This is a genomic window from Chryseobacterium sp. SIMBA_038 (assembly GCF_046535115.1).
In the GTDB taxonomy this organism is placed as follows: domain Bacteria; phylum Bacteroidota; class Bacteroidia; order Flavobacteriales; family Weeksellaceae; genus Chryseobacterium.
In genome coordinates, this window is record NZ_JAWRXH010000009.1 from 96454 (window position 1) to 117863 (window position 21410).

The 21410-nt window shown below is 32.8% G+C and carries 24 protein-coding genes; 6 read left to right on the plus strand and 18 right to left on the minus strand.

From position 1 onward, the window contains the following. Positions 1 to 152: 152 nt before the first annotated feature. The 8 genes from SB689_RS19945 to SB689_RS19980 form a co-directional block, all read right to left on the minus strand. Positions 153 to 1574, minus strand: coding sequence for an L-serine ammonia-lyase (locus SB689_RS19945; protein WP_410693834.1), 1422 nt, complete (start codon positions 1572 to 1574; stop codon positions 153 to 155). 229 nt (positions 1575 to 1803) lie between these two features. Further along, entirely contained in the window at positions 1804 to 3147 is a 1344-nt protein-coding gene (locus SB689_RS19950; protein ID WP_410693835.1) for an ammonium transporter, read from the minus strand. 107 nt (positions 3148 to 3254) lie between these two features. Further along, positions 3255 to 3899, minus strand: coding sequence for an alpha/beta hydrolase (locus tag SB689_RS19955; protein ID WP_410693836.1), 645 nt, complete (start codon positions 3897 to 3899; stop codon positions 3255 to 3257). Positions 3900 to 3963: 64 nt separating this feature from the next. Further along, positions 3964 to 4737 carry a hypothetical protein gene (locus tag SB689_RS19960; protein ID WP_410693837.1) on the minus strand — a complete coding sequence of 258 codons (774 nt, stop codon included), beginning with the start codon at positions 4735 to 4737 and terminating at the stop codon, positions 3964 to 3966. A 302-nt stretch (positions 4738 to 5039) separates the two neighbouring features. Further along, positions 5040 to 5666, minus strand: a complete 627-nt coding sequence (locus SB689_RS19965) for a YceI family protein (RefSeq protein WP_410693838.1) — start codon at positions 5664 to 5666, stop codon at positions 5040 to 5042. 78 nt (positions 5667 to 5744) lie between these two features. Then, positions 5745 to 6311, minus strand: a complete 567-nt coding sequence (locus tag SB689_RS19970) for a YceI family protein (RefSeq protein WP_410693839.1) — start codon at positions 6309 to 6311, stop codon at positions 5745 to 5747. Positions 6312 to 6458: 147 nt separating this feature from the next. Further along, positions 6459 to 7508, minus strand: coding sequence for a glucokinase (locus SB689_RS19975; RefSeq protein ID WP_066750912.1), 1050 nt, complete (start codon positions 7506 to 7508; stop codon positions 6459 to 6461). A gap of 116 nt (positions 7509 to 7624) precedes the next feature. Beyond that, positions 7625 to 8188, minus strand: a complete 564-nt coding sequence (locus SB689_RS19980; protein WP_123983680.1) for a hypothetical protein — start codon at positions 8186 to 8188, stop codon at positions 7625 to 7627. Between the two features lie 234 nt (positions 8189 to 8422). On the opposite strand from SB689_RS19980, the gene SB689_RS19985 reads away from it, so the two are divergent. Then, positions 8423 to 9802 carry a DUF1800 family protein gene (locus SB689_RS19985; protein WP_410693840.1) on the plus strand — a complete coding sequence of 460 codons (1380 nt, stop codon included), beginning with the start codon at positions 8423 to 8425 and terminating at the stop codon, positions 9800 to 9802. A gap of 96 nt (positions 9803 to 9898) precedes the next feature. After that, a complete protein-coding gene (locus SB689_RS19990; protein WP_410693841.1) occupies positions 9899 to 11083 on the plus strand; it encodes a DUF1501 domain-containing protein in 1185 nt (394 codons plus the stop codon). Positions 11084 to 11133: 50 nt separating this feature from the next. On the opposite strand, the gene SB689_RS19995 is transcribed toward SB689_RS19990, so the two are convergent. From SB689_RS19995 to SB689_RS20005, 3 genes are all read right to left on the minus strand, one after another. Continuing rightward, positions 11134 to 11271 (minus strand): hypothetical protein, encoded by a 138-nt coding sequence (locus tag SB689_RS19995; protein WP_169816835.1) that lies wholly within the window; start codon positions 11269 to 11271, stop codon positions 11134 to 11136. A gap of 67 nt (positions 11272 to 11338) precedes the next feature. Then, a complete protein-coding gene (locus SB689_RS20000) occupies positions 11339 to 12352 on the minus strand; it encodes a helix-turn-helix transcriptional regulator (RefSeq protein ID WP_410693842.1) in 1014 nt (337 codons plus the stop codon). Positions 12353 to 12549: 197 nt separating this feature from the next. Beyond that, on the minus strand, positions 12550 to 12882 hold the full coding sequence (locus tag SB689_RS20005; protein ID WP_410693843.1) for a HopJ type III effector protein: 333 nt from the start codon (positions 12880 to 12882) through the stop codon (positions 12550 to 12552). Positions 12883 to 12981: 99 nt separating this feature from the next. Between SB689_RS20005 and SB689_RS20010 the strand changes: the two genes are divergently transcribed. Beyond that, on the plus strand, positions 12982 to 14361 hold the full coding sequence (locus SB689_RS20010) for an RtcB family protein (protein WP_410693844.1): 1380 nt from the start codon (positions 12982 to 12984) through the stop codon (positions 14359 to 14361). A gap of 53 nt (positions 14362 to 14414) precedes the next feature. Here SB689_RS20010 and SB689_RS20015 read toward each other — a convergent pair whose 3' ends face one another. The 4 genes from SB689_RS20015 to SB689_RS20030 form a co-directional block, all read right to left on the minus strand. After that, positions 14415 to 15032, minus strand: a complete 618-nt coding sequence (locus SB689_RS20015; protein WP_410693845.1) for a hypothetical protein — start codon at positions 15030 to 15032, stop codon at positions 14415 to 14417. Between the two features lie 438 nt (positions 15033 to 15470). Further along, positions 15471 to 15716, minus strand: coding sequence for a hypothetical protein (locus tag SB689_RS20020; protein ID WP_410693846.1), 246 nt, complete (start codon positions 15714 to 15716; stop codon positions 15471 to 15473). 92 nt (positions 15717 to 15808) lie between these two features. Next, positions 15809 to 15979, minus strand: a complete 171-nt coding sequence (locus SB689_RS20025) for a hypothetical protein (RefSeq protein WP_332595943.1) — start codon at positions 15977 to 15979, stop codon at positions 15809 to 15811. A gap of 61 nt (positions 15980 to 16040) precedes the next feature. Then, the gene (locus SB689_RS20030) at positions 16041 to 16334 is read right to left on the minus strand and encodes a DUF3892 domain-containing protein (RefSeq protein WP_410693847.1); all 294 of its coding nucleotides are present in this window, start codon (positions 16332 to 16334) and stop codon (positions 16041 to 16043) included. Positions 16335 to 16448: 114 nt separating this feature from the next. Here SB689_RS20030 and SB689_RS20035 point away from each other — a divergent pair, with 114 nt between their 5' ends. From SB689_RS20035 to SB689_RS20045, 3 genes are read left to right on the plus strand one after another with little or no spacing between them, the layout of a single operon-like run. Continuing rightward, positions 16449 to 17048, plus strand: a complete 600-nt coding sequence (locus SB689_RS20035) for a hypothetical protein (protein WP_410693848.1) — start codon at positions 16449 to 16451, stop codon at positions 17046 to 17048. Beyond that, complete coding sequence (locus SB689_RS20040; RefSeq protein ID WP_410693849.1) at positions 17038 to 17442, plus strand: hypothetical protein; 405 nt, start codon at positions 17038 to 17040, stop codon at positions 17440 to 17442. Before SB689_RS20035 ends, SB689_RS20040 begins: the two co-directional genes overlap by 11 nt. Then, positions 17429 to 18238: an ImmA/IrrE family metallo-endopeptidase gene (locus tag SB689_RS20045; protein WP_410693850.1), complete on the plus strand. Its 810-nt coding sequence runs from the start codon at positions 17429 to 17431 to the stop codon at positions 18236 to 18238. The genes SB689_RS20040 and SB689_RS20045 overlap by 14 nt, the downstream gene beginning before the upstream one ends. Positions 18239 to 18452: 214 nt before the next feature. On the opposite strand, the gene cobC is transcribed toward SB689_RS20045, so the two are convergent. The 3 genes from cobC to cobT are packed head-to-tail and all read right to left on the minus strand — an operon-like array spanning position 18453 to position 20779. Then, a complete protein-coding gene (cobC, locus tag SB689_RS20050; protein ID WP_410693851.1) occupies positions 18453 to 19007 on the minus strand; it encodes an alpha-ribazole phosphatase family protein in 555 nt (184 codons plus the stop codon). Beyond that, positions 18992 to 19774 (minus strand): adenosylcobinamide-GDP ribazoletransferase, encoded by a 783-nt coding sequence (locus SB689_RS20055; protein WP_410693852.1) that lies wholly within the window; start codon positions 19772 to 19774, stop codon positions 18992 to 18994. Before SB689_RS20055 ends, cobC begins: the two co-directional genes overlap by 16 nt. Continuing rightward, a complete protein-coding gene (gene cobT, locus SB689_RS20060) occupies positions 19775 to 20779 on the minus strand; it encodes a nicotinate-nucleotide--dimethylbenzimidazole phosphoribosyltransferase (RefSeq protein WP_410693853.1) in 1005 nt (334 codons plus the stop codon). Between the last annotated feature and the right edge of the window lie 631 nt (positions 20780 to 21410).

A 21410-nucleotide genomic window follows, 5' to 3' on the forward strand; every position in this document is an offset into this window, starting at 1 on the left:
AAAAATTCAAGACTGGAAACTTCGGCTAAAAATTAAAATTTAATCCTAAAATCTCCAAAACTCACGCGAGTTTAAATAAATTAAAAAAATCCTTAAATCGTGTGATTTAAGGATTTTTATTTGTAATTATATCTGATATTTCAATAGAAAATTTAACATTCAGGGACGTTGACCGCAATAGCCAAACCTCCTTCCGAAGTTTCTTTAAATCTGTCATTCATTGATAAGGCAGTTTCCCACATCGTTTGAACAACCTGATCTAAGCTTACTTTCGCTTTTGTAGGATCACTCTCAAGAGCGATATTGGCAGCAGTGATTGCTTTTATAGCGCCCATCGTATTTCTTTCAATACAAGGAATCTGTACCAACCCTTTGATCGGATCACAAGTTAATCCTAAATGATGCTCCATCGCAATTTCAGCAGCCATTAAAACCTGACCGACGCTTCCTCCAAGAATCTCCGTCAAACCAGCCGCAGCCATTGCCGATGAAACTCCGACTTCAGCCTGACAACCTCCCATTGCTGCGGAAATTGTTGCATTCTTTTTGAATAACGTTCCGATTTCTCCTGCAACGAGTAAAAATCTTGCGATATCATCTTCACTGTTGAAAGGTGTAAAAGCTTGAGAATACATTAATACAGCAGGAATTACCCCACTCGCTCCGTTGGTTGGAGCTGTAATAATCCTTCCAAAAGCTGCATTTTCTTCATTTACAGCCAATGCAAAACACGCAATCCATTTATTGATATTGGTGAAGTTTTCCTCGGCATCTATAACCATTTGAAACCATTCATCCTTATTTTTATAGATCTTATCTTCGCCTAATAATTTTCTGTTGATTCCAGCAGCTCTTCTGGTAACATTCAGTCCGCCGGGAAGAATTCCTTCTTTGTTTACGCCTTTATAAATACATTCTTTAATCTGTTTCCAGATGTAAAGTGCTTCGGCTCTTGTTTCGTCTTGGGTTCTCCAGCTTTCTTCATTAATTAAAATTAAATCTGACATTTTGCTAAAGCCCAATTTCTCACAGTATTTTACAATATCTGCAGCCTTATGACAAGGATACAAAGTACGTACACACTGCTTTTCTATTGAGTTTTTTTCCTGACTTGCTATAAAACCACCTCCAACAGAATAAAAATCCTGAACAAGTTCAGTTCCATCTTCAAAAATAGCTTTGAAAATCATTCCGTTTGGATGAAAATCAAGAGATTTTTGCATATTTAAAACCAAATGATGCCCGTAAATAAAAGGAATTTCTTTTTCACCACCCAGATTTAGGATCTGAGTATTTTTTATTTCCTTAATTTTCTCATCAATTTTTGATGTATTGATTGTCTTAAAATCTTCACCATTCAAACCAAGCATTCCGGCAATATCGGTTCCGTGACCAATTCCCGTTTTAGCTAATGAACCGAAAAATTCAAGAAAAACTTCTTTAACCTCAGCAATTGATCTTTCCCTCTTAATAATCCTGATAAACGCAGACGCTGCATTCCAAGGTCCCATCGTATGCGAACTTGACGGACCTATTCCTACTTTAATAATCTCAAAAACCGATATTGATTCCATATAAATGATTGATCATTTTTTTCCTACTTACAAAGATACACCATAAATCGAAAAGCAAAAGCCGGAGATGAAAATTCAACTCCGGCTTTCAAATTAAAACTATATGAACGCAATATGATTATTTTTGAGATGTCAATTGTGAATAAGTCAATCGCTCTGCTGTCAATTTTTAAGATTCACTTGCGAAGCAAAATTCACTATTGACAATTCACCTTTTACCTTTCACTTTTCAGCAAATACTTTCTTCGTGTTGAGAAAGGTCAAGTCCTATATCTTCAGCTTCTTCCGAAACTCTTAATGTAATAATACTGTCCGTGATTTTATATAATAGTAATGATCCAAAAAATGCAAATATTGAGACCAAAACCAACGCCATCATGTGATGCGCAAAAACTTCAAAACCACCGTGAAGAAGACTCGCATTTTCGCCATGTGCAAATATTGCTGTTAAAATCATTCCCATAATCCCTCCTACTCCATGACAGGCAAAAACATCTAATGTGTCGTCGATCTTTTTTAAAGCTTTCCAATTTAACATTACATTAGAAACGATTGCTGAAATAAAACCTATGAAAAGGCTTTCTGCGATAGAAACAAAGCCACATCCGGGAGTAATTGCGACAAGTCCAACAACCGCACCGATACATGCTCCCAAAGCTGAAACACTTCGTCCATTGATTCTGTCAAAAAATATCCAGGTCATCATTGCTGATGCAGAAGCGATTGTTGTTGTTCCAAAAGCGGTTGCAGCCGTTGCATTGGCAGCCAAAGCAGAACCTGCATTAAAACCGAACCATCCGAACCAAAGCATTCCGGTACCTAAAAGGACAAAAGGAATATTTGAAGGCTCATGATGCGGGTTTTTCCTGTTTCCTAAAACAATCGCTCCAGCCAACGCTGCAAACCCAGCACTCATGTGAACAACTGTCCCGCCTGCGAAATCTTTAACTCCAAAATATTTATTTAAAAGTCCTTCCGGATGCCAAACCATATGACAAAGCGGTGCATAGATGAAAATACTGAAAAGCACCATGAATAGTAAATAGGAAATAAAACGCACTCTTTCTGCAAATGATCCAGTGATTAAAGCAGGAGTTATTACTGCAAACTTCATCTGAAACAAAGCAAAAAGCACAAAAGGTATCGTAGAAGCCATCATTTTATGAGGTAAAACTCCTACACGACTGAAAAAAGGATAGCTTAACGGATTTCCGATTATGCCATAATGTACCCCATTAATCTCAAAACCTAAAGAATCTCCAAAAGATAAAGAAAAACCAACCACCACCCAAAGAATGGAAATTACACCCAACGCAATAAAACTTTGAAGCATTGTAGAAATTACATTTTTCTTACCAACCATTCCGCCATAGAAAAATGATAAACCGGGAGTCATTAGCAAAACCAGACCTGCAGCAGCCAAAATCCAGGCTACATCGGCACCAACGATTTTATCTTCGTCTAAAAACTCTCCGTTATTTGGAAAATCAACGATCGGACTCCAAAATAAACCGCCTATTGCAATAAGAGCAATTGTGGTAAATGAGACAATCCATTTTAACCCTACTTTCATGAAATTTTAATTTAACCCCTTCAAAAGTAAGGATTAATTTCATAAAAACACAAATTAAAACATAGAACCCCTATAAATTTTATATTAAATTTAAGTAAACATAATTTTTAAAGTAAAAACACCTCATTCAACACTTTTGAAACTTCTTTATATTTCGTCGCAGGAAATAAATGCGTTCCACCTTTAATAATATAATTTGGTTTTGAATTTTTAACAGGAAAAACAAGATCTCGATCTCCTAATATTTGAATAACATTTGGATTTTCTTCAAATTTCCACTCAGAAACTTTTTCTACCGACCATTTTAAATAATAAGGGTCGCGAACTTTGAAATATTGCAGAATTTTTGGGTTTTTAGGATCAAATAATTTTCTGACCACAGAATATACATTCGCAGCCCTATCATTAAAAAGACTTAACGGAAGAACTCGGGGAATCTTTGTAACCTCACCCGTTCTTATGAATTTTGATTTTTCTCTATCAGACTTAATACTTCCTAAAATAACTACTTTTTCGGCCGGCTTTATTTTATTGATTTCCTGAACAATAATTCCTCCAAATGAATATCCTAAAAGACAAAAGGGCTCTGAAACATCAATCTTTTCAGCCATTCTTTCAACATAAAGAGGAAGAGATTCATTTTTTTCAGGAATTAACCAATCAATAAAAACAATTTCGCAATGCTCGGGAAATTGTATTCTTTCAAGCACTTTAAAATCTGCACCAAGGCCACTTACTACATAAATTTTCATATTACTAAAATAAAAAAAAAGCATCAAAAAAGATGCTTTTATCCATATCATTTATATTTTTTGATTAATCTTTATGGGAGGAAATGCGCGTAACGCTATCAATAGAAATGGTCGTAATATCATCTGAAGCTACCCATTCTAAAATATAACCGCCACCGGTACCAATAGGAGCCGGCAAGCTTGCACCATCAGCAATGGTCGTAAAACTGTACACCAAAATTCCACTTGTTTTACCTGACGGAATAACACCACTTATTTCAGATCTAAAACCAGACAAAGGGTTTCTTAATATAAATCTTATATCCTGGCTTAAAATATTAGCATCTTTAGTGTAATTCACTATGATACGCCATTGATGAACCTGCCCCAAAACTCCATTTTCAAGGAATTGATTTCCGACAAAAATTTTAGCATCAGAAATCAAAGAATTTTCCGGCCAGCTCGTTGTAGGTGCACTAGCATATACCAAAGGCAGGGAATAAATAACCTGTCGAGTTGAATTAGCTGAAACATTAGACCAACTAGGCTTTGTTCCCGCACCGAGTCCTCCGGCATTAATTTTTACGACACCTTCATTCGGTTTCGTTAGTTTCGTCACTATAAGACTACTCCAACTCAATCCGTCAAAAAAACGTAAACTCTTATTGGTAGTATCATAAGCTATCATTCCTTCAACAGGAGCCAAAATAGTTCCGGGATTTGCTAGCCTAGGAAGAATAACACCTGATGTGGTAGAAACGATATCTAAAACACCCTGAGGGTTGGTCGTATTGATTCCGACCTGACCATTCACTCTTACAAAAGACGCAAGAATGATAATAATAATTTTTTTTCGCATAATGTGTATTTTGTTTTTATTTACTATAAAACATTATACACCTTCAAAGTAATAAGTAGATACAAATATGTGAAAAATATTTCAAATAATTAAAATAAAATTCAACAATAATTAATTATTATTAAATAAAAACAAATACGTGAATAAAAATAAATTAATTCAAGAATTAAAATAAATACAAAATATCAACCCTGTAAAGAATTATTTAAAATCAAATCCAGTTAAAAACAAAACTCAACGAATACAAAAAAAAATGAGCGATTAAAAAATCACTCATTCATTTATCTATAAAACTGTATGTCTTATTTCTTTTTTACAGGCACTCTGTTATCGTTATCCAATTTCTCTGTAGAAACTTTGAACTGGATATCCATTTCGTCTTTAATGAAATAATCCTTCAATGAAGACTGATAGAATACTTTGAAATCTCTTCTGTTCAATGAGAACTTAGCAGATTCTACCACTACCGTAAACTGAGTAACGTATACGTTTGCAGGGAAAGTAATTGTTTTTCTAACTCCTTTTATCGTAACATCACCGTAAACCGTTGAATTGTACTGACTGTTTGCCAGAGGAATAATCTTAGTTAAATGAAATTTCGCGATCGGGAATTTTTTAACTTCGAAAAAATTTGTGCTTTTAAGATCATTTGTCAACTTGATCATGTCTTCATCTGAAACATCACCAGCCATTAAACTTCTCATATCTATCACAAATTCTCCGTCTACCAAGACCGTTTTATCAAAGTTGAATTTTCCACTTTTTAATTTTACCGTTCCGGAATGCGATGAAGCCTCAGTTTTTACAACTTTATACCCCCACCATCTGACCTCAGACGAAGTGACCTTTGATACCTTATCAAATTTCCTTTGAGCAAAAACAAATGATATGCTCGCACACATCATCGCAAACAATAGTAATCTTTTCATTCTTTTTTATTTACAATTCAACAAAAATAAAAAAAAGTGTAGAACTTCTACACTTTTAACAATCTTTTTTTGATTAAATTATTTAGCAGTCACTTTTACAAGCATATCTATTTCATCTTTCACAAAAACATCCTGCATTGTAGACTTGTAAGAAATGTCGAATTTCTGTCTGTCGAAAGAGAATTTATTAGACACTAAACTTACAACTCCTTTACTGTAAGAAATTTTTGCAGGGAAAGAAACTTCATTTGTTTTTCCTTTAACGGTAAGATTTCCTGTAACCAAAGAGCTATAGATCTTATCGTTATTTTTCTTTACAGAAGTAATTTTGAAACTAGCTGTAGGGAATTTTTCAACTTCGAAGAAGTCTCCATTCTTAAGGTGACCGTTTAATTTTCCTTGATACTCTCCAGTTAAATCAGTTGAAGAGATAGAAGTCATGTCTAAAGTGAAAGAACCACCTACTAATTGGTTGCCTTTCATTATCATATCTCCAGATTTTACTTTTACAGTACCATCATGAGAGCTAGCCTCAGATTTAGCAACTTTGTAACCCCACCAGTGAACATCAGATGCTACTACTTTTTTTGACTGCCCGAAAGCTAAACCACCAGCTAAAACTGCTAATAAAAATATTTTTTTCATTTTGAATAAGTTATTTACCTTGTTTGTTAATGATGCAAATGTAGCCAACTTATATGATAGATTTCATTGATGTATATCAATAAAAACAATAATTTTTATGAATAATATCAGCCATAAAAAAACTCCGAATTTCTTCGGAGCTTGTTTTTATTCTTGGTAATAAGCAGTATAGAGCGCTGCACCATTTAATCCTGTCTGATTTTGTTTGATCAGATAGATCGGAATGTTTCTCAGCATATCCTCCATTTTATCGCTTATTCTAAATTTCTCGTAGAATTTGTCTTTATCCATATACTTACTGATCATCTGCGGAATATCTCCTGCGATCAATAATCCTCCTGTAGCTTTTAATTTTAAAGTCAGGTTGTTTGCTTCTCTTGCTAAAAACTCAAGGAAGGTATCTAAAGCTATCTTACAGATCAAAACATCGTCTTCAACAGCCGCTTTGTAGATCACCTCAACAAAGTTTCCGTTGGCAAGACGTTCTGATAACCATTCCGGCTCGGGATGTCTTTTTACGTCTCTTAAGAATCTATAGATATTAAATAATCCTGTCTTAGAAAGTACATTTTCCCAACTTACAATTCCGTAAATATTATTTAAGAATTGATAGAACTCAACTTCTACATTGGTTCTTGGAGAAAATTCTGAGTGACCTCCTTCTGTTGCAAATGGTCTTAAATATTTCCCGTCAAAGAAATATCCGGCTTCACCCAATCCGTTTCCTGGAGCAAGGATCGCTACGTTACCATTTTCAAGATGACCGCTTGTGTAGATATCATCCATATCAGAATCTTCAAGAAGTCCCATTCCATAGGCAGAAGCCTCCAAGTCATTAAGCATATCTACTTTCTCAAATCCGAAATCTCTTGTGATTTCTTCCTGATCTAAGTTCCAGCCTAATCTTGCAGGACTACTCTTCCCATTAAGAACAGGTCCCGGGACTGCCATTCCTAAACGTTTTACATTTCCCAACTCATTATCCTGAATAAATTTCTTCAAGATATCCGAAAAAGAAGTATATTCTTTCGTTGGGTAATCGCTCTGGATTTTCACCTCAAGACCTCCGTTACCGGAAACAAAATACCCCAAGGTTGTAGTGTCTTCACGAAGGTTTGCCCCAATGATAGAAACATTATCATTATTACTGTTCTTTACGCCTGGTAAATAAAGTGGAAATTTTGGGTTCAAAATCATAATCAGCAAATTTTATCAAATATAATAATTGTTTTGGTAAATACTATAGGGAAAGAAAAAACCTTTTCAAAAAAACGAAAAGGTTTTGGTTAATAATTGTTTATATTTAAATCTAACTACTTCCCTAATGGAATATTGTAAGAAAACCCTACTCCAATGTTCCCCACATTGTAGTCTTGGTTTGGCAAATCGCCTTTGTCTCCTACAAATACTTTCTGATACTGTACAAAGAAATTCCAGTCTCTGTTGTGGTATCCGATCTCAGGTTTGATGTAAAAACCTCCGTCCGGTCTGTCAACCGTACTGTTGGAAGCCACTTTTTCATCACCCACCAAGAAACCGTAACCTAAATCTGTCCCGAAATAAAATCCGGTCTGTTTTGGATAAATTCTGATCAAAGCACCTACAGGAATTACACCCACATCATTATTGTTGATCCCGTTGTTATCCTTACCAAAATAATGGGTATAACCTGTTGCGATACCTAATCCAAATCCAGGAGTAATCAAGTTTTGATAAGCTACGTCTACACCAGCAGAAGCAGAAACATTATCTGCGGGAACAGCTAAACCAGCATTCGCTCCTACCTTAATCATATTATTCATTTGTGAGCTTTGAGCACTTACTACACCAACCGTTAAAATTCCGCCTAGTAAGATGGCCTGTTTAAACATTTTCATAACTCTGATTTTTTAAATTTTACTAATCTGAAGGATGTAAAAATCGTGCCAAGGAAGCCTGTTTTTCTCACTTTAACATTAATAAAAATCGCAAAATAATGAATATCAATTAATTAAATTAATCAAAAATTAAATACATGTTTAACTTGAGATTAAAAATAACAATATTAATAATTCTTAACCGTTATAATTTTAACCTTTTTGGTTTTCCATCATCAAAAAATAAATTGTCTTATGATGCTTTCATCCTTATTAAATAATAAACATCTTCTTTGGCGTGCCGGTTTCGGAGCAGGAATCAACCAGTTTGAAGATCTGAAAAATAAAGACATCAAAACTTTACTTAATGATTTATTTAAAGAAGAAAATTTTATTGAAGTTACCTACGACACCCCTGACGTAGAAACCATCGACTACATGACCGACAAATCTCCCGCAGAAAAGAAAAAGGAAATTCAAAGGATCAACAGAGAGCAAAACAACGAACTGAACCTGAATTTTCTCAACAAAATGATCAACAGCAACGAACAGTTGAGGGAAAAAATGGCTTTCTTCTGGCACGGACATTTTGCATCGAGAGTTCAAAACCCAAAATTCAACAGACAATTATTAAATATCATCAGGAAAAATGCTTTGGGAAATTTCAAAGATCTTTTATTTGAAGTAAGCCAAGCTCCGGCAATGCTGAATTTTCTTAATAATCAACAAAATAAAAAGGATCATCCCAACGAAAACTTTGCCCGTGAAGTGATGGAACTATTCACTATGGGACGCGGAAATTATACAGAAAAAGACATCCGTGAAGGCGCAAGAGCTTTTACAGGCTGGGGTTATGATAAAGAAGGAAATTTTGCAGAAAGAAAAAAAATTCACGACGAAGCCACAAAAACTTTCCTCGGAAAAACAGGAAATTTTACAGGAACTGATGCTTTAAATATTATTTTGGAACAAAAAGCAACCGCAAAATTTATTACTTCTAAAATCTATAAATTTTTTGTCAATGAAAATGTAGATGAAAGTATTGTTAATAAGCTAAGCGACAGTTTTTACAGTTCCAATTACGACATCAAAAAATTGATGAACGATATTTTTTCAAGTTCATGGTTTTATGACAAAAAAAATATCGGAAACAGAATAAAATCTCCAGTAGAATTGATGGTCGGAATGATGAGAACGCTACCAATGCATATTCAAAATCCTGAAAACCTCATCATTTATCAAAAATTATTAGGTCAAATGTTGCTCTATCCTCCCAACGTTTCGGGATGGCCAAACGGAAAATCGTGGATCGACAGTTCAACTTTGATGCTGAGACTTCAGATTCCTCAAATTTGGTCAGGTTTACGACCTTTAGAATACAGTCCGCGCCAAGATGATGATATTGATATGGGAATGAAATCACGAGAAACAGCCTTAAACAAGAGTTTTAAAAATCCTAATATCACCATCGATTGGGCTCGTGTTGAAAAAGCTTTCAATAATAAAAACTGTGAGGATTATTTGATTCAAAATTCAAACACGTTGAGTATGGATTCTGTGAAAAGTTTCTCCGACAACACTGTGAAAATGAATGTAATCAATCTGATGTCAACACCGGAATATCAGTTAATGTAAATAAAATACAAGGAATTAGGATTTAGGGTTTAGCAATTAGGCTCCAACAACCTCTAAAAACTAAGCCCTAAATCCTAATCCCTAAAACCTAACTTTATGCTAATTAAAAGAAGAGAATTTTTAAAAATAAGCTCATTAGCAACGGCTTCATTAATGGTTCCTAATTTCCTGAAATCAATGACGCTGGATAATGCTTTGGAACGTAATCAGAAGATCTTAATTGTTCTTCAATTTACAGGTGGAAATGATGGTTTGAACACTATTATTCCAACAAAAAATGATATTTATTTTAAAGAAAGAAGCAAAATAGCGATACAGAATTCTTTACAGCTTAATGATGAAGCAGGAATTAATCCTTCTCTGTCTTATTTTAAAGAATTATTCGATAATGGAGAGCTTTCTGTTATGAATAATGTCGGCTATCCCGATCCTGATAAATCCCATTTCCGAAGTATGGATATCTGGCAGTCAGCAAGTAAAAGTGATGAATTCTTAGAAACAGGTTGGCTTGGACGTTTTCTGGATGAAGAATGTTACAAATGCGACCATCCGACACAGGCATTGGAAGTTGATGATATGCTAAGTTTAGCCTTAAAAGGTGAAAATAATAAAGCTTTTGCTTTTAAAGATCCTAAAAGGTTGTATCAAACGAGTCAGGAGAAATATTTTAAGTCGCTTTATGATCATCATCATGAAGATGAAACGGTGTCTTATTTATATCAAACACTGGGTTCAACCATCAATAATGCAGGTTATATTTTTGATAAAAGCAAAGCAAAAAAAACGGATCAAACCTACCCAAATTCACAGTTAGGAAAAGACTTTAAAACCGTTTCATCTCTGATTAAATCTGATATTAATACGCAGGTTTATTATCTTTCCGTGGGGAGTTTTGATACGCATGTTAATCAAAATGAAAGACAGCAAAAGCTTTTTGATGACATCAATGAAGCTGTAAAATCTTTCGTTGCCGATATGAAAAGCAATGGTTTATTCAATGATATTTTATTGATGACATTCTCAGAATTTGGTCGTCGCGTTGCGCAAAATGCCAGCAATGGAACCGATCACGGAACAGCCAATCAAATGTTTTTTATCAGTGGCGGACTGAAAAAGAAAGGACTCCTCAACGCACTACCCGATTTACAGAATTTGAATGAAGGTGATTTAATTTATACCGAAGATTTCAGAAAAGTATATGCTACCATTCTTAAAAACTGGCTAAAAGCAGATTCTTCTAAAGTTTTGGGTTGGAAAAATGGGGTTTATGATTTTGTTTAAAAAAAGAGACCGTTTCAAAAACAGTCTCTTTCTATAATTTTTAATTACTTTTAATTTGAAGCAGGAAGCTGTTTTGGTTCAGTTCCCTGTGGTTTTTTATCCAGTTTTTCTGATATTTTCTTGACGATAAATTCAATTATCAAAGGTGCTACAATAGCAAGTACAGTTTTTAATATTCTTGATTTCATACTATTTATTTTAGAATTTGATTAATACAATTTCTAAGCCACAACATATTTACTGGAAATTTGAACTTTAATCAGGAACAATCAAATTTTCATAATTCTGGCTTCCTGATTTAAATTTTTCTTCCATTCTTAATCGTAATTTTCTGGGTTTATGTACAATCAGACAATTTCCAAATCCTAGTAAAAGTCTTTCCAATTCGTTGTTTATTTGCACACAGATCTTAAAAATAGTGCCTTCCTCACTTTCACTTACAATCTCCTGACTTTTATGCAACGGTTTTGTTTTTACATACGGAGCATTAGAAGAATCAACAAAAAAGACAACATTTCTGGGCTCCATCGTTGGTGAAACGGTTACTCCTACGATATCTTTAAAATATTCGTCGCCATCCAGATCCTGATCAATAAATTTAATCTTTTCATCGGTTTCAATGCTTTCCATTCTATCTAAAGCGAGATTATACATTTTTCCTTTGTGGAGACAGATTAAAAACCAACGGTTATTAAACTCCTTTAATAATTGAGGATGCACAACAAAATTACTTGATTCTCTTGCGTTGAAACTTTTATACAGAATATTCAACACTTTCTTATTTAAAATACCTTCATACAAAACATCAATATGCTCCAACCCTTTCAACTGCTCATTTTTATCCAAATGAATTATTGATTTTTGATTGGTTGAATGTATAGAATCCTCCAATTTTTGAATCACTCCATTCATCTCTTTGAACATTGAAAAGTCTTTGAACTGCTTTAAAATCTGCACTGCATTATTCATCGCCTTCAAATCACTTTCGTTCACAGAAATATTATGAATGCTGTAATCCGGATCGCTGTAACGATAATATTTTCTTTCGTAAACCTCGATCGGAGCTTCATAGCCAAATTTTTCACTTCGCATATTTTGCAAATCGAGCTGTACAGTTCGTTTGCTTACGAAAGACTCTTTGCCTTCAAATTCAAACAAAGCTTCGGAACATTCATCAATTAAATCTTCTAAGGTGTATTGCTTGTATTTGTTTTTAAGACATTTATCTAGCGTTTTGTAGCGGATAAGAGCATTTTTGTTGGATGACATGGTGTTTTATTTTGTGTTTTTGGTTAATTTTTGGAAAATCGCAAAGGCGCAAAGATTTTAAAAACTATACTTTTTAAGGCGCAAGGATTTTATCTTCGATAAAATTTAGCTGGACAATTTGTTGAAAATCTATGATTTTCTTGCGACTTAAAAAACAGTTTAAATTAAAAACTTTGCGTCTTTGCGTTTAAAACAAATTATTTCTGCATCAAAGCTTCACCTTCAAAAGAAATCCCGTCCCAACCGAATTCGATGAAGTTTCTGATGTTTTGATGATCTGTTCCCTCAGGATTTTTTAGGACATCTTCTCTGTAAAATTCTCCAAAAAGGTTTAAAACTTCATCTTTAGACAAATTATTTAGCTTTGCAAAACTGAAAACTTTACAAGAACCATTGTTCTGATCTGCTTCATTTACGGTATTTCCGTTGATGAATTTTGTTGGCGTGAAATCGTAATTTTCATCAATATATGAGATTACCTCTTTAAATTGTATCGTTTCAGGAGAAGTCTTTAATTGTTCTAGCAACATTTTTTTTAAATTTTATCAAAAATAATTAAAATATTTTTATCTACGCAAAAAGATTGCACACTTGTGTTATTACTTTGCATCAACAAAATGAGAGAACACATGGAATTTAACGGAAACAATTTAATAGAATTAGGATATAGATCAGCGAAATGGTTTAAAGAAGCCATTGCACATATCAACGAAAATAATTTAGATGAAAATCAAATCACAGCCTATTTGGAACAATTCAAACAACCGGACTTGATTCCGCTTCATGAAATGGCAAAAGATTTTATCATCAACATCAAAGTAGAACACGAAAGTGAAAATGATAACGTGGAAAAAGTAATCAATACGATGAAAGTTTTGATGAAAACGCCAACTTTAATTAATGGAGCAATTATGCCAGATGCCTGTCCGACAGGTCCAGAAGGTCAGATTCCTGTAGGCGGAGTTGTTGTAGCAAAAAATGCGATTCACCCCGGATTCCATAGCGCAGATATCTGTTGTTCAGTAATGCTGACAGATTTCGGGAAAGCCAATCCTAAAGAAGTTTTGGATGCAGCGCACTCTATCACGCACTTCGGATATGGAGGAAGACCAAGAGGAGAGCAAATGGAAATGTCACAAGAATTGATGGATGCTTTTAGAGAAAATTACTTTTTGAATGATGAAAAATTAATCAGTATCTCCCGTTCACATATGGGAACGCAAGGTGATGGAAATCATTTCTTATTCGTCGGAATTTCCAAAAATACCGGAAATACAATGTTGGTGACTCACCACGGATCAAGAGCTCCCGGAGCAGCATTGTACGATAAAGGAATGAAAGTGGCGAATAGATTCAGACTGGAAATTTCACCAGAAACGTTGAGAGAAAACGCCTGGATTCCTTATGAAACAGAAGAAGGAAAATCCTATTGGGAAGCCTTACAATTGATAAGAACATGGACGAAAGAAAACCATACGTCTATTCACGATGCTACTTTAAATAAATTAGGAATCGAAAAACAGGATAGATATTGGAATGAACATAATTTTGTTTTCAAGGATGGAGATTTATTTTATCATGCAAAAGGAGCAACGCCTTTGGACGATAAATTTATGCCGGATATTACGGGACCAAGATTGATCCCGTTGAATATGTCGGAACCCGTTTTGATTGTTCAGGGAAAAACAAATGAGAGAAATTTAGGTTTTGCACCACACGGAGCGGGAAGAAATTTCAGCAGAACGCAGCATAAAAAATCATTGGCTCATAAAACCATTGAAGAAGTTTTTGAAGAAGAAACCAAAGGATTAGATATCCGTTTTTTCTCTAATGAAATTGATATTTCTGAACTTCCAACGGCTTATAAAAGTGCTAAAAACGTAAGAGCGCAGATTGAAGAATACGGACTTTGTGAAGTTTTGGATGAAGTGATGCCTTACGGGTGTATTATGGCTGGGGATGTCCAGAAGAATGCGCCTTGGAAGAGGAAGAAGAAGTTTAAAAAATAAATAAAACCGTCTTAGATTTTGAGACGGTTTTATTTTAGAATATTTCAAAACTATTAATTACTTTTCCCATATAATAATATATCTGAAATCCAATATCTTAATTTAAATTTCAAATCATAATCCATATCAATCATTTCAGCTCTTTGACAAATTTCTAATAGTTTAGCTAGATTATCAACGTGTTGAACTGGACTTCTTTTAAATAAGTCTTTTAATTTATGAACACCTTTAAATGCATTAGAATTTAAAATTTTCTCTTCAATTTTTTGACGTAATTCGTCTGGATTATTTGTCGCGGTAATCGTTTTAAACTCTTTGATGTATGCATCATTAGAATGAATTACATCACTAAGATTATCAAATACTTTCAACACATCAAAAACATCTGACGTATGCGATGTTGATATTTTGTATTTCAAATCCTTCTCTTTAATTTTTGGAAATAAAAATATTTTGTTCTCATCATTTTGAAGTGGTGTTAATTTTAAAGAATGAGTAAAAGAAAGAGACTTATTACCTAAATCATTATTATTTATCAAAATTGAAGATGATATAAATTGCCCAATTTCTTCAATAAATTCTGTTTGTCCTGATGAAACTATAATATCAATTTTAGACTCATTTAAAGCTAATGAGTTTATGTCTAAATTAAGACCTTTATGATTTTGCATTGCTTTATGTAAAGACAGCATAGCAATTACAAAACAAAAAGATACACCATATTCTTTATACCGTTTAGAAGTGATACTTTTTAAGAAATAGTTACCTTTCTTATCTTTCAGAAATTTAAATTTTCTTTCAAGATTTGAGTTCGGATTTCTTTCGTATTGTCTTTTCCAAGAATTATTTACATCTTCAATTAGAATGTTTCTATCTCTAATACTAGATAAACTTCTATTATTTTTTGATTTTAAATAATTAATATATTTTGATAGTTCTCTATCATTATAAAATTGAGAGGAAGAATCATACTCTACTTTAGCTTTTATATCATTATAAGTTACGCCATCCTCTTTATCGTGTAAAAAATCAAAATCAAAATAACGTTCAGCTTTTGAATCATTTTCTTTAGATGCTAAAAAACTTGCTTTAACCTGATTATTACTTGATCATAAATTATTTATGTATTCATATTTATTAGAAACATATTCCACGTATTTATACGCAGTATCAATATTACCAATATTAATATAAAAATCTAAAGATGATAAACTATAATGTGTAATAATAGCTTTTTTGAATTCTTCATCTTTAATTAGATCTAGGAGTTTTTCTGCCTTGATTACATTTTGTGAATTCTGTTTTTTGAAAGGAGGAACAGTAACCTGAACAAAAGGTTTTTTAAAAATTTCCATTGTACTTTTTTTAAAAGTTTATATTTAAATTAAAAAGTACTTTTTAAAAGGAAGTACTCAAAACCTTTGCTTAACTCTGCGAATAAACTTCATTATTCTTTTGTAATTCCTTTAAAAGGAGTTGGACTTGATGTTTTTACATCCATAAATCTACCTGTATCTGAATCTCTCTTTGTCCACAATCCGGTTTTCGGATTTTGAACTTGAGTTCTGTCTTTTACAGCTCCAATTCTAGAATTGTCTTTTGGTGGGTTTGTAGCCATCGTTTTACAATTTTTTCTGTTAACAAATCTCCATTCAGAGCGGTGGAGTTTCGCTCATTATTTAATACAACAGCATTAAATTATCTAAATTATCTTTATCTATTTTATTTCTGGTAGTTCTTAAATATTCATTAAAACCCTCTCTAACATAATGTACTTTTGCACCTCTATTCCAATTTGGATAACCCCATAGTGTTGTTTCTAATGTGTATCCATTTTTTAACAAATCAATAACTTCATTTTTAGTTTTTATAGTCCCCAATGAAACTTTTTCACCATAATCAATATGAAGTAAAACTTTTAAAATATTTCCGTTTGAATCTTTACTTACATGAGATATTAATAATCTGCCCATTTTTCCATAATCAATTCTTTTTAATTGTGTTATATATAGTAATGCTATAAAAATTTCTTAAATTGCCATTACCATGGAAATTTTAAAAAAAACTTTAGCATTATATAATAAATGATGGCAAATAGAAGAGATATCGCTACTTCTGATGAGATTTGCAAAGCAATCCAAGAAGCTCTTACACCTGATTTTGTTGGATCTCTTGTTAAACATTGCCTTAAAAGGTTAAATGTTGTATTCAATATTAAATATAATTTTGAAAGGGGGATTAGAGGAATCACTATTGAAGATATGATTCAAGAAACTCTTGAAAGCTTATTAAAAGCAGGTGGAAGGAATTGGTATAAAGACAAATTTAATGATATTAGAACACAAATTATTAGCTGTCTAGATAGTGTAATATCAAATACCGTTTCTACTCATTTGGAAAAGGATAATAATACTTTTGAAATTTTTGAAAACGAAGAAATCGAAATAACAGAAAATGAAGAATATGAGCAACTTGTTGATATATGTATTGAAGAACTTAAAAAATTAGATTCTACAGATGAAGAAATTTTACTTTTTGAGCCGTATATAATACAAGAAATGAAAAGACAAGACTTGTCTGATTTGTTTGGGATATCACTATCAGAGCTAACAAATATCAAAAAAAGATTGGATAGGAAATTACCGTTACTTAAAATGAAATTAAAGCAACTGGGTTATGAGAAATAATTTCATAAAAAAAATAGACAAAGCGATTATTTCGCAAAATATTGAAAGAGATTTTACTTCTATTGATTCTGAATTGGAATCTTTAGGATATAATATTGAAGAAATTAATGCTTTCTCACAAAAAATTTATAAAAGACAATCATTTTTGTTAAAGGGATTAATTAATCAACAGAAAGATGCAAATCTCTTGGAAAAAGCTTCATTATTGATTCAAAAAGCATTAGAGGATAAAATTGATAAGCCAATAAACTTTTTAAAAAACTTAATTCAAAACAATCAGTTTCAAGTTCAATATAGAAATCTTGAAAATTTAACTATTGATGAAATTAAGGAAATAATTAAAGATCAAAATCTTTTAGAACTTTTGGAAAAGCTAGAAAATGAAAACCAATAAAAAGGGTTCTTTAAAAGCAAAAGAACTGCTTGAAGAAATTGGTTATGATAATATATCTGATGTACCTATGGACATTTTAGTATCTGGACTTGGTGCAACTCTGGTCATGGAGCCCTTGAAAAATTCAGATGGTAAAATTATAAGAGGAAATACTAAGACCTTAATAAAAATAAATTCTGAAATACCTTACGAGGAAAAAATCAGATTCACAATTGCTCATGAATTAGGTCATTTTCTACTTCATGACAAATTAGATTTAGAGGTACATAATGATAATAGCAATACTTTAAATTGGTTTAAATCTGTTGAACAACAAGCAAAAAAAGGATTACAAGAATGGGAGGCAAATGATTTTGCTTCTGAATTACTAATGCCAGAAAAAATGTTTAGAAAACTTGTTGAAAACAAAAGGTTTTCTCCAAATTTATTAAAAGAAATAGCTTCGTATTTTAAAACAAGTCTTACCTCTGTTGTATACAGATTGGTTTCTTTAAATGTCTATCCCTTATTTATTGTCTCAATCCATAATGGTATAGTTTCTTATTGGAATAAATCTGAAAATTTCTGGGTCACAGTTAAAGATATTACAAAATTAGCGGCTCCTGAAGATTCAGTTGCACAAGAATATATTGAAGCTGACTATAATTTTATCTATAAAGAATCTGATAAAGTCCAGCTTATTTCAAAATCAGTATGGTTTGAATTAAAATCTTATGAGAAAGATTCCGATTTCTACGAATACTGTATTCCAACAAAAAAATATAAATCTATCATTAGCATAATCTGGGAAGATTAATGTTGAATATATTACCCGCTCTCCGAAGTCTCCTGACTTCGGAGCTTTTTGTTTCAAGAAATAAACAAAAAAACACCCACGCTGATGCATACCCGATAACGCGGATTTGCATATCCAAAGCCTTTTATTTGATTTTTATCACTCGCAGATCAGACTGATTTCGCAGATGATGGTGTTATAAAAATTAGCTTAATTAGCTTAATCTGCTAGAGAATTATATATTTATATTTTTAATTGAAATCAAACCATTTTTAACATCAATAATCGTTTTCTTTCCGTAATCAATTTGAATATTGAACATATTTTCCAGAGGAAACTGTAAAATAGATTGCAGAATTAATCGGATCACTCCGGCGTGGGAAACAATCAAAACTTTGTTGATATTTTCTTTAGAAATCAATTCGTTCCAAAATTTGGAAACTCGGGTTTGCATTTCTAACAAATTTTCTCCGTTTGTTGCTTTTACATTGATAAAATCCTCATACCAAGGATTGATTTCATTTTCAGGAATATCAGTCCATTTTTGGAGTTCCCAATCTCCGAAATTCATTTCTTTAATTCTTTCATCAGTTTGATAATTTAGCTGAAAATGTTTCGCTAATAACTGACAACGCTGAGACGGGCTCGAAATAATTAAATCAAAATCTTGACCAAGATCGATAGCTTTAAAATCTTGAACATAATCTTTACGCAAAGACATTTCTGCAAATCCATAACATAAATTATCTGGATTTTCTACCGCAGTATGACGAATCAAATGAATTTCCATACGATGATTGCTCCTAGATAAAATAAGACTTCACAAACCTGCTGAACCGTTCCTAAACAATCGCCCGTATATCCTCCGATGTGTTTTTTGAAATACCAGCCCAAGTATATTTTCCCGAGATAAGCCAAAATAAAAGCCAGAACTAATCGCCTATCCGGAATTAAAGAAAAAGCCAATAAAACAGCGATAAAACTTATGAATAAAGACTTTCCATCCAACGCCTTATTCGCCAACGGTTTTGATTTGCTTGAATCAATATCAGTAACATATCGATGCGTATAAATCATTGTTCCGGCAATAAAACGGCTAGAAGTATGGGCTAAAACAATGATCGCTAATGTTTTTATTAAATCTAAATCCCCTAATTCTTTAATGCTGAAAAACTTTAACGCAAATAAAAGAATAATCCCAATCGCGCCGTATGCGCCTACCCGACTGTCTTTCATGATGGTCATAATTCTCTCTTTACCATAACCGCCGCCAAAACTGTCGCATACATCCGTAAATCCGTCTTCGTGAAATGCTCCCGTCAATAAAACGTTGGAAATCATCATTAAAACAATCGCAATTTCCAAATTGAAAAGCTGAAAAGAACCATATAAAACAACAGCATTTATCAACCCAACCAACAATCCAACCCATGAAAAATACTTTTGAGACTGGTTCATGATTTCATTGGAATACGGAATTTTAAACGGAACCGGAATTCTTGTAAAAAACATCAAAGCTGTCCCAAAATAGATCAATTCGTTTTTTATAATTTTCATCTATTCTTTATTTGAAACATTAGCGTTTTCAAAACTAGACATTTCATTCAGGAAATTAACCGCACTTTGGATAATTGGATACGCCAACGCACAACCTGTTCCTTCACCTACTCGGAGATTAAGATTGAGCAATGCTTTCTGACCTAATAAGTCTAACAATTTAATATGAGCATATTCATCACTGACGTGGCAAAAAATACAGTTATTAAGGATTTCAGGATTATTTTTCCAGACAACAGAAATGGCAACAGTTGCGATAAATCCATCAATTAAAATCAACATATTTTGGTCATAAGCTTCCTGCATCGCTCCAATCATTTGAGTAATTTCAAGTCCACCAAAAGTTTGAACAATTTCATCAGCATTTTTAACATCAGAATATTTTTCTATTACTTTTGAAAGAATATTAATTTTATTCTGTAGCTGAATATCATTCAAACCCGTTCCTCTACCTACGCAATCGACAAGCGGAATATCAAATAATTGACTCATTATTAATGAAGAGGACGATGTATTTCCAATTCCCATTTCACCAAAACCGATAACATTACAACCCGTTTCTGCAATTTCTTTAACAACAGATTTTCCGTTCTCCAAAGCCTGTTGATATTCTTCAATCGTCATAGCAGGCTCTTCCAACATATTTCGGCTTGATTTTCTGACTTTTTTATTAATTAAATTTAAGCCTTGCGGAAAATCAAAATTCACTCCTGCATCTACAATTTTAATTTGAATATCATTCTGCTTACAAAATACATTGATTGCAGCCCCACCATCTAGAAAATTCATCACCATCTGATAAGTAACTTCCTGTGGATAAGCACTCACTCCTGCAGTTGCAATTCCGTGATCGGCCGCGAAAACTACCATGTGAGGTTTAATTAATTTTGGTGAAGTGGTTTGCTGAACCATCCCGATTTTATGAGCCAATTGCTCAAGAAATCCTAATGCGCTTAAAGGTTTTGTTTTGAAATCAATTTTGTGCTGTAATTCGTGTGCTAACATTGATGTAGTGTAAGTTTTTAAGAATAGAATTCCTCATTATTATGTTAAATAAGAGTCGTGCAATATTAGTGATTTTAAAATTATTTCCTTTTGCCTTGATGCAAAAGAAAGAAAAAATCAAGACCTGGAAACTTCCGCTAAAAATAATCAATACTCTCTAAAAATTCTAAAACTTGCGCGAAATGGATAGTTGTTCTTCGATTCAAAATTAGTCTCGCGCTTCAAACAGTAGAATTTTCTTAACGTTCGCATAGATTATTTTCTTAACGCTCCATTTTCCTATGTCAAAGTTCAATTCCTTTTAAGCAAGTAGGCTCTAACTCTACAACATTCAAATCCTAAGTATTTGATATTTTAAAACAATTTTCTTTTGTCTTGATACAAAAGAAAGAAAAAATCAAGACTTGGAAACTTCCGCTAAAAATAATCTATACTCTCTAAAAATTCTAAAACTTGCGCGAAATGGATAGTTGCTCTTCGATTCAAAATTAGTCTCGCGCTTCAAACAGTAGAATTTTCTTAACGTTCGCATAGATTATTTTCTTAACGCTCCATTTTCCTATGTCGGAATATCCCTCCTCTTAATCAACTGATTTTTTTTTAAAACATTCACACTCTAAAACACTCAAAC

What these genes read in the sequence shown, in the direction of transcription:
- SB689_RS19945 (WP_410693834.1), bottom strand. Translation starts at nt 1,574, where the DNA reads ATGGAATCAATATCGGTTTTTGAGATTATTAAAGTAGGAATAGGTCCG.
- SB689_RS19950 (WP_410693835.1), bottom strand. Translation starts at nt 3,147, where the DNA reads ATGAAAGTAGGGTTAAAATGGATTGTCTCATTTACCACAATTGCTCTT.
- SB689_RS19955 (WP_410693836.1), bottom strand. Translation starts at nt 3,899, where the DNA reads ATGAAAATTTATGTAGTAAGTGGCCTTGGTGCAGATTTTAAAGTGCTT.
- SB689_RS19960 (WP_410693837.1), bottom strand. Translation starts at nt 4,737, where the DNA reads ATGCGAAAAAAAATTATTATTATCATTCTTGCGTCTTTTGTAAGAGTG.
- SB689_RS19965 (WP_410693838.1), bottom strand. Translation starts at nt 5,666, where the DNA reads ATGAAAAGATTACTATTGTTTGCGATGATGTGTGCGAGCATATCATTT.
- SB689_RS19970 (WP_410693839.1), bottom strand. Translation starts at nt 6,311, where the DNA reads ATGAAAAAAATATTTTTATTAGCAGTTTTAGCTGGTGGTTTAGCTTTC.
- SB689_RS19975 (WP_066750912.1), bottom strand. Translation starts at nt 7,508, where the DNA reads ATGATTTTGAACCCAAAATTTCCACTTTATTTACCAGGCGTAAAGAAC.
- SB689_RS19980 (WP_123983680.1), bottom strand. Translation starts at nt 8,188, where the DNA reads ATGAAAATGTTTAAACAGGCCATCTTACTAGGCGGAATTTTAACGGTT.
- SB689_RS19985 (WP_410693840.1), top strand. Translation starts at nt 8,423, where the DNA reads ATGATGCTTTCATCCTTATTAAATAATAAACATCTTCTTTGGCGTGCC.
- SB689_RS19990 (WP_410693841.1), top strand. Translation starts at nt 9,899, where the DNA reads ATGCTAATTAAAAGAAGAGAATTTTTAAAAATAAGCTCATTAGCAACG.
- SB689_RS19995 (WP_169816835.1), bottom strand. Translation starts at nt 11,271, where the DNA reads ATGAAATCAAGAATATTAAAAACTGTACTTGCTATTGTAGCACCTTTG.
- SB689_RS20000 (WP_410693842.1), bottom strand. Translation starts at nt 12,352, where the DNA reads ATGTCATCCAACAAAAATGCTCTTATCCGCTACAAAACGCTAGATAAA.
- SB689_RS20005 (WP_410693843.1), bottom strand. Translation starts at nt 12,882, where the DNA reads ATGTTGCTAGAACAATTAAAGACTTCTCCTGAAACGATACAATTTAAA.
- SB689_RS20010 (WP_410693844.1), top strand. Translation starts at nt 12,982, where the DNA reads ATGGAATTTAACGGAAACAATTTAATAGAATTAGGATATAGATCAGCG.
- SB689_RS20015 (WP_410693845.1), bottom strand. Translation starts at nt 15,032, where the DNA reads ATGCAAAATCATAAAGGTCTTAATTTAGACATAAACTCATTAGCTTTA.
- SB689_RS20020 (WP_410693846.1), bottom strand. Translation starts at nt 15,716, where the DNA reads ATGGAAATTTTTAAAAAACCTTTTGTTCAGGTTACTGTTCCTCCTTTC.
- SB689_RS20025 (WP_332595943.1), bottom strand. Translation starts at nt 15,979, where the DNA reads ATGGCTACAAACCCACCAAAAGACAATTCTAGAATTGGAGCTGTAAAA.
- SB689_RS20030 (WP_410693847.1), bottom strand. Translation starts at nt 16,334, where the DNA reads ATGGGCAGATTATTAATATCTCATGTAAGTAAAGATTCAAACGGAAAT.
- SB689_RS20035 (WP_410693848.1), top strand. Translation starts at nt 16,449, where the DNA reads ATGGCAAATAGAAGAGATATCGCTACTTCTGATGAGATTTGCAAAGCA.
- SB689_RS20040 (WP_410693849.1), top strand. Translation starts at nt 17,038, where the DNA reads ATGAGAAATAATTTCATAAAAAAAATAGACAAAGCGATTATTTCGCAA.
- SB689_RS20045 (WP_410693850.1), top strand. Translation starts at nt 17,429, where the DNA reads ATGAAAACCAATAAAAAGGGTTCTTTAAAAGCAAAAGAACTGCTTGAA.
- cobC (WP_410693851.1), bottom strand. Translation starts at nt 19,007, where the DNA reads ATGGAAATTCATTTGATTCGTCATACTGCGGTAGAAAATCCAGATAAT.
- SB689_RS20055 (WP_410693852.1), bottom strand. Translation starts at nt 19,774, where the DNA reads ATGAAAATTATAAAAAACGAATTGATCTATTTTGGGACAGCTTTGATG.
- cobT (WP_410693853.1), bottom strand. Translation starts at nt 20,779, where the DNA reads ATGTTAGCACACGAATTACAGCACAAAATTGATTTCAAAACAAAACCT.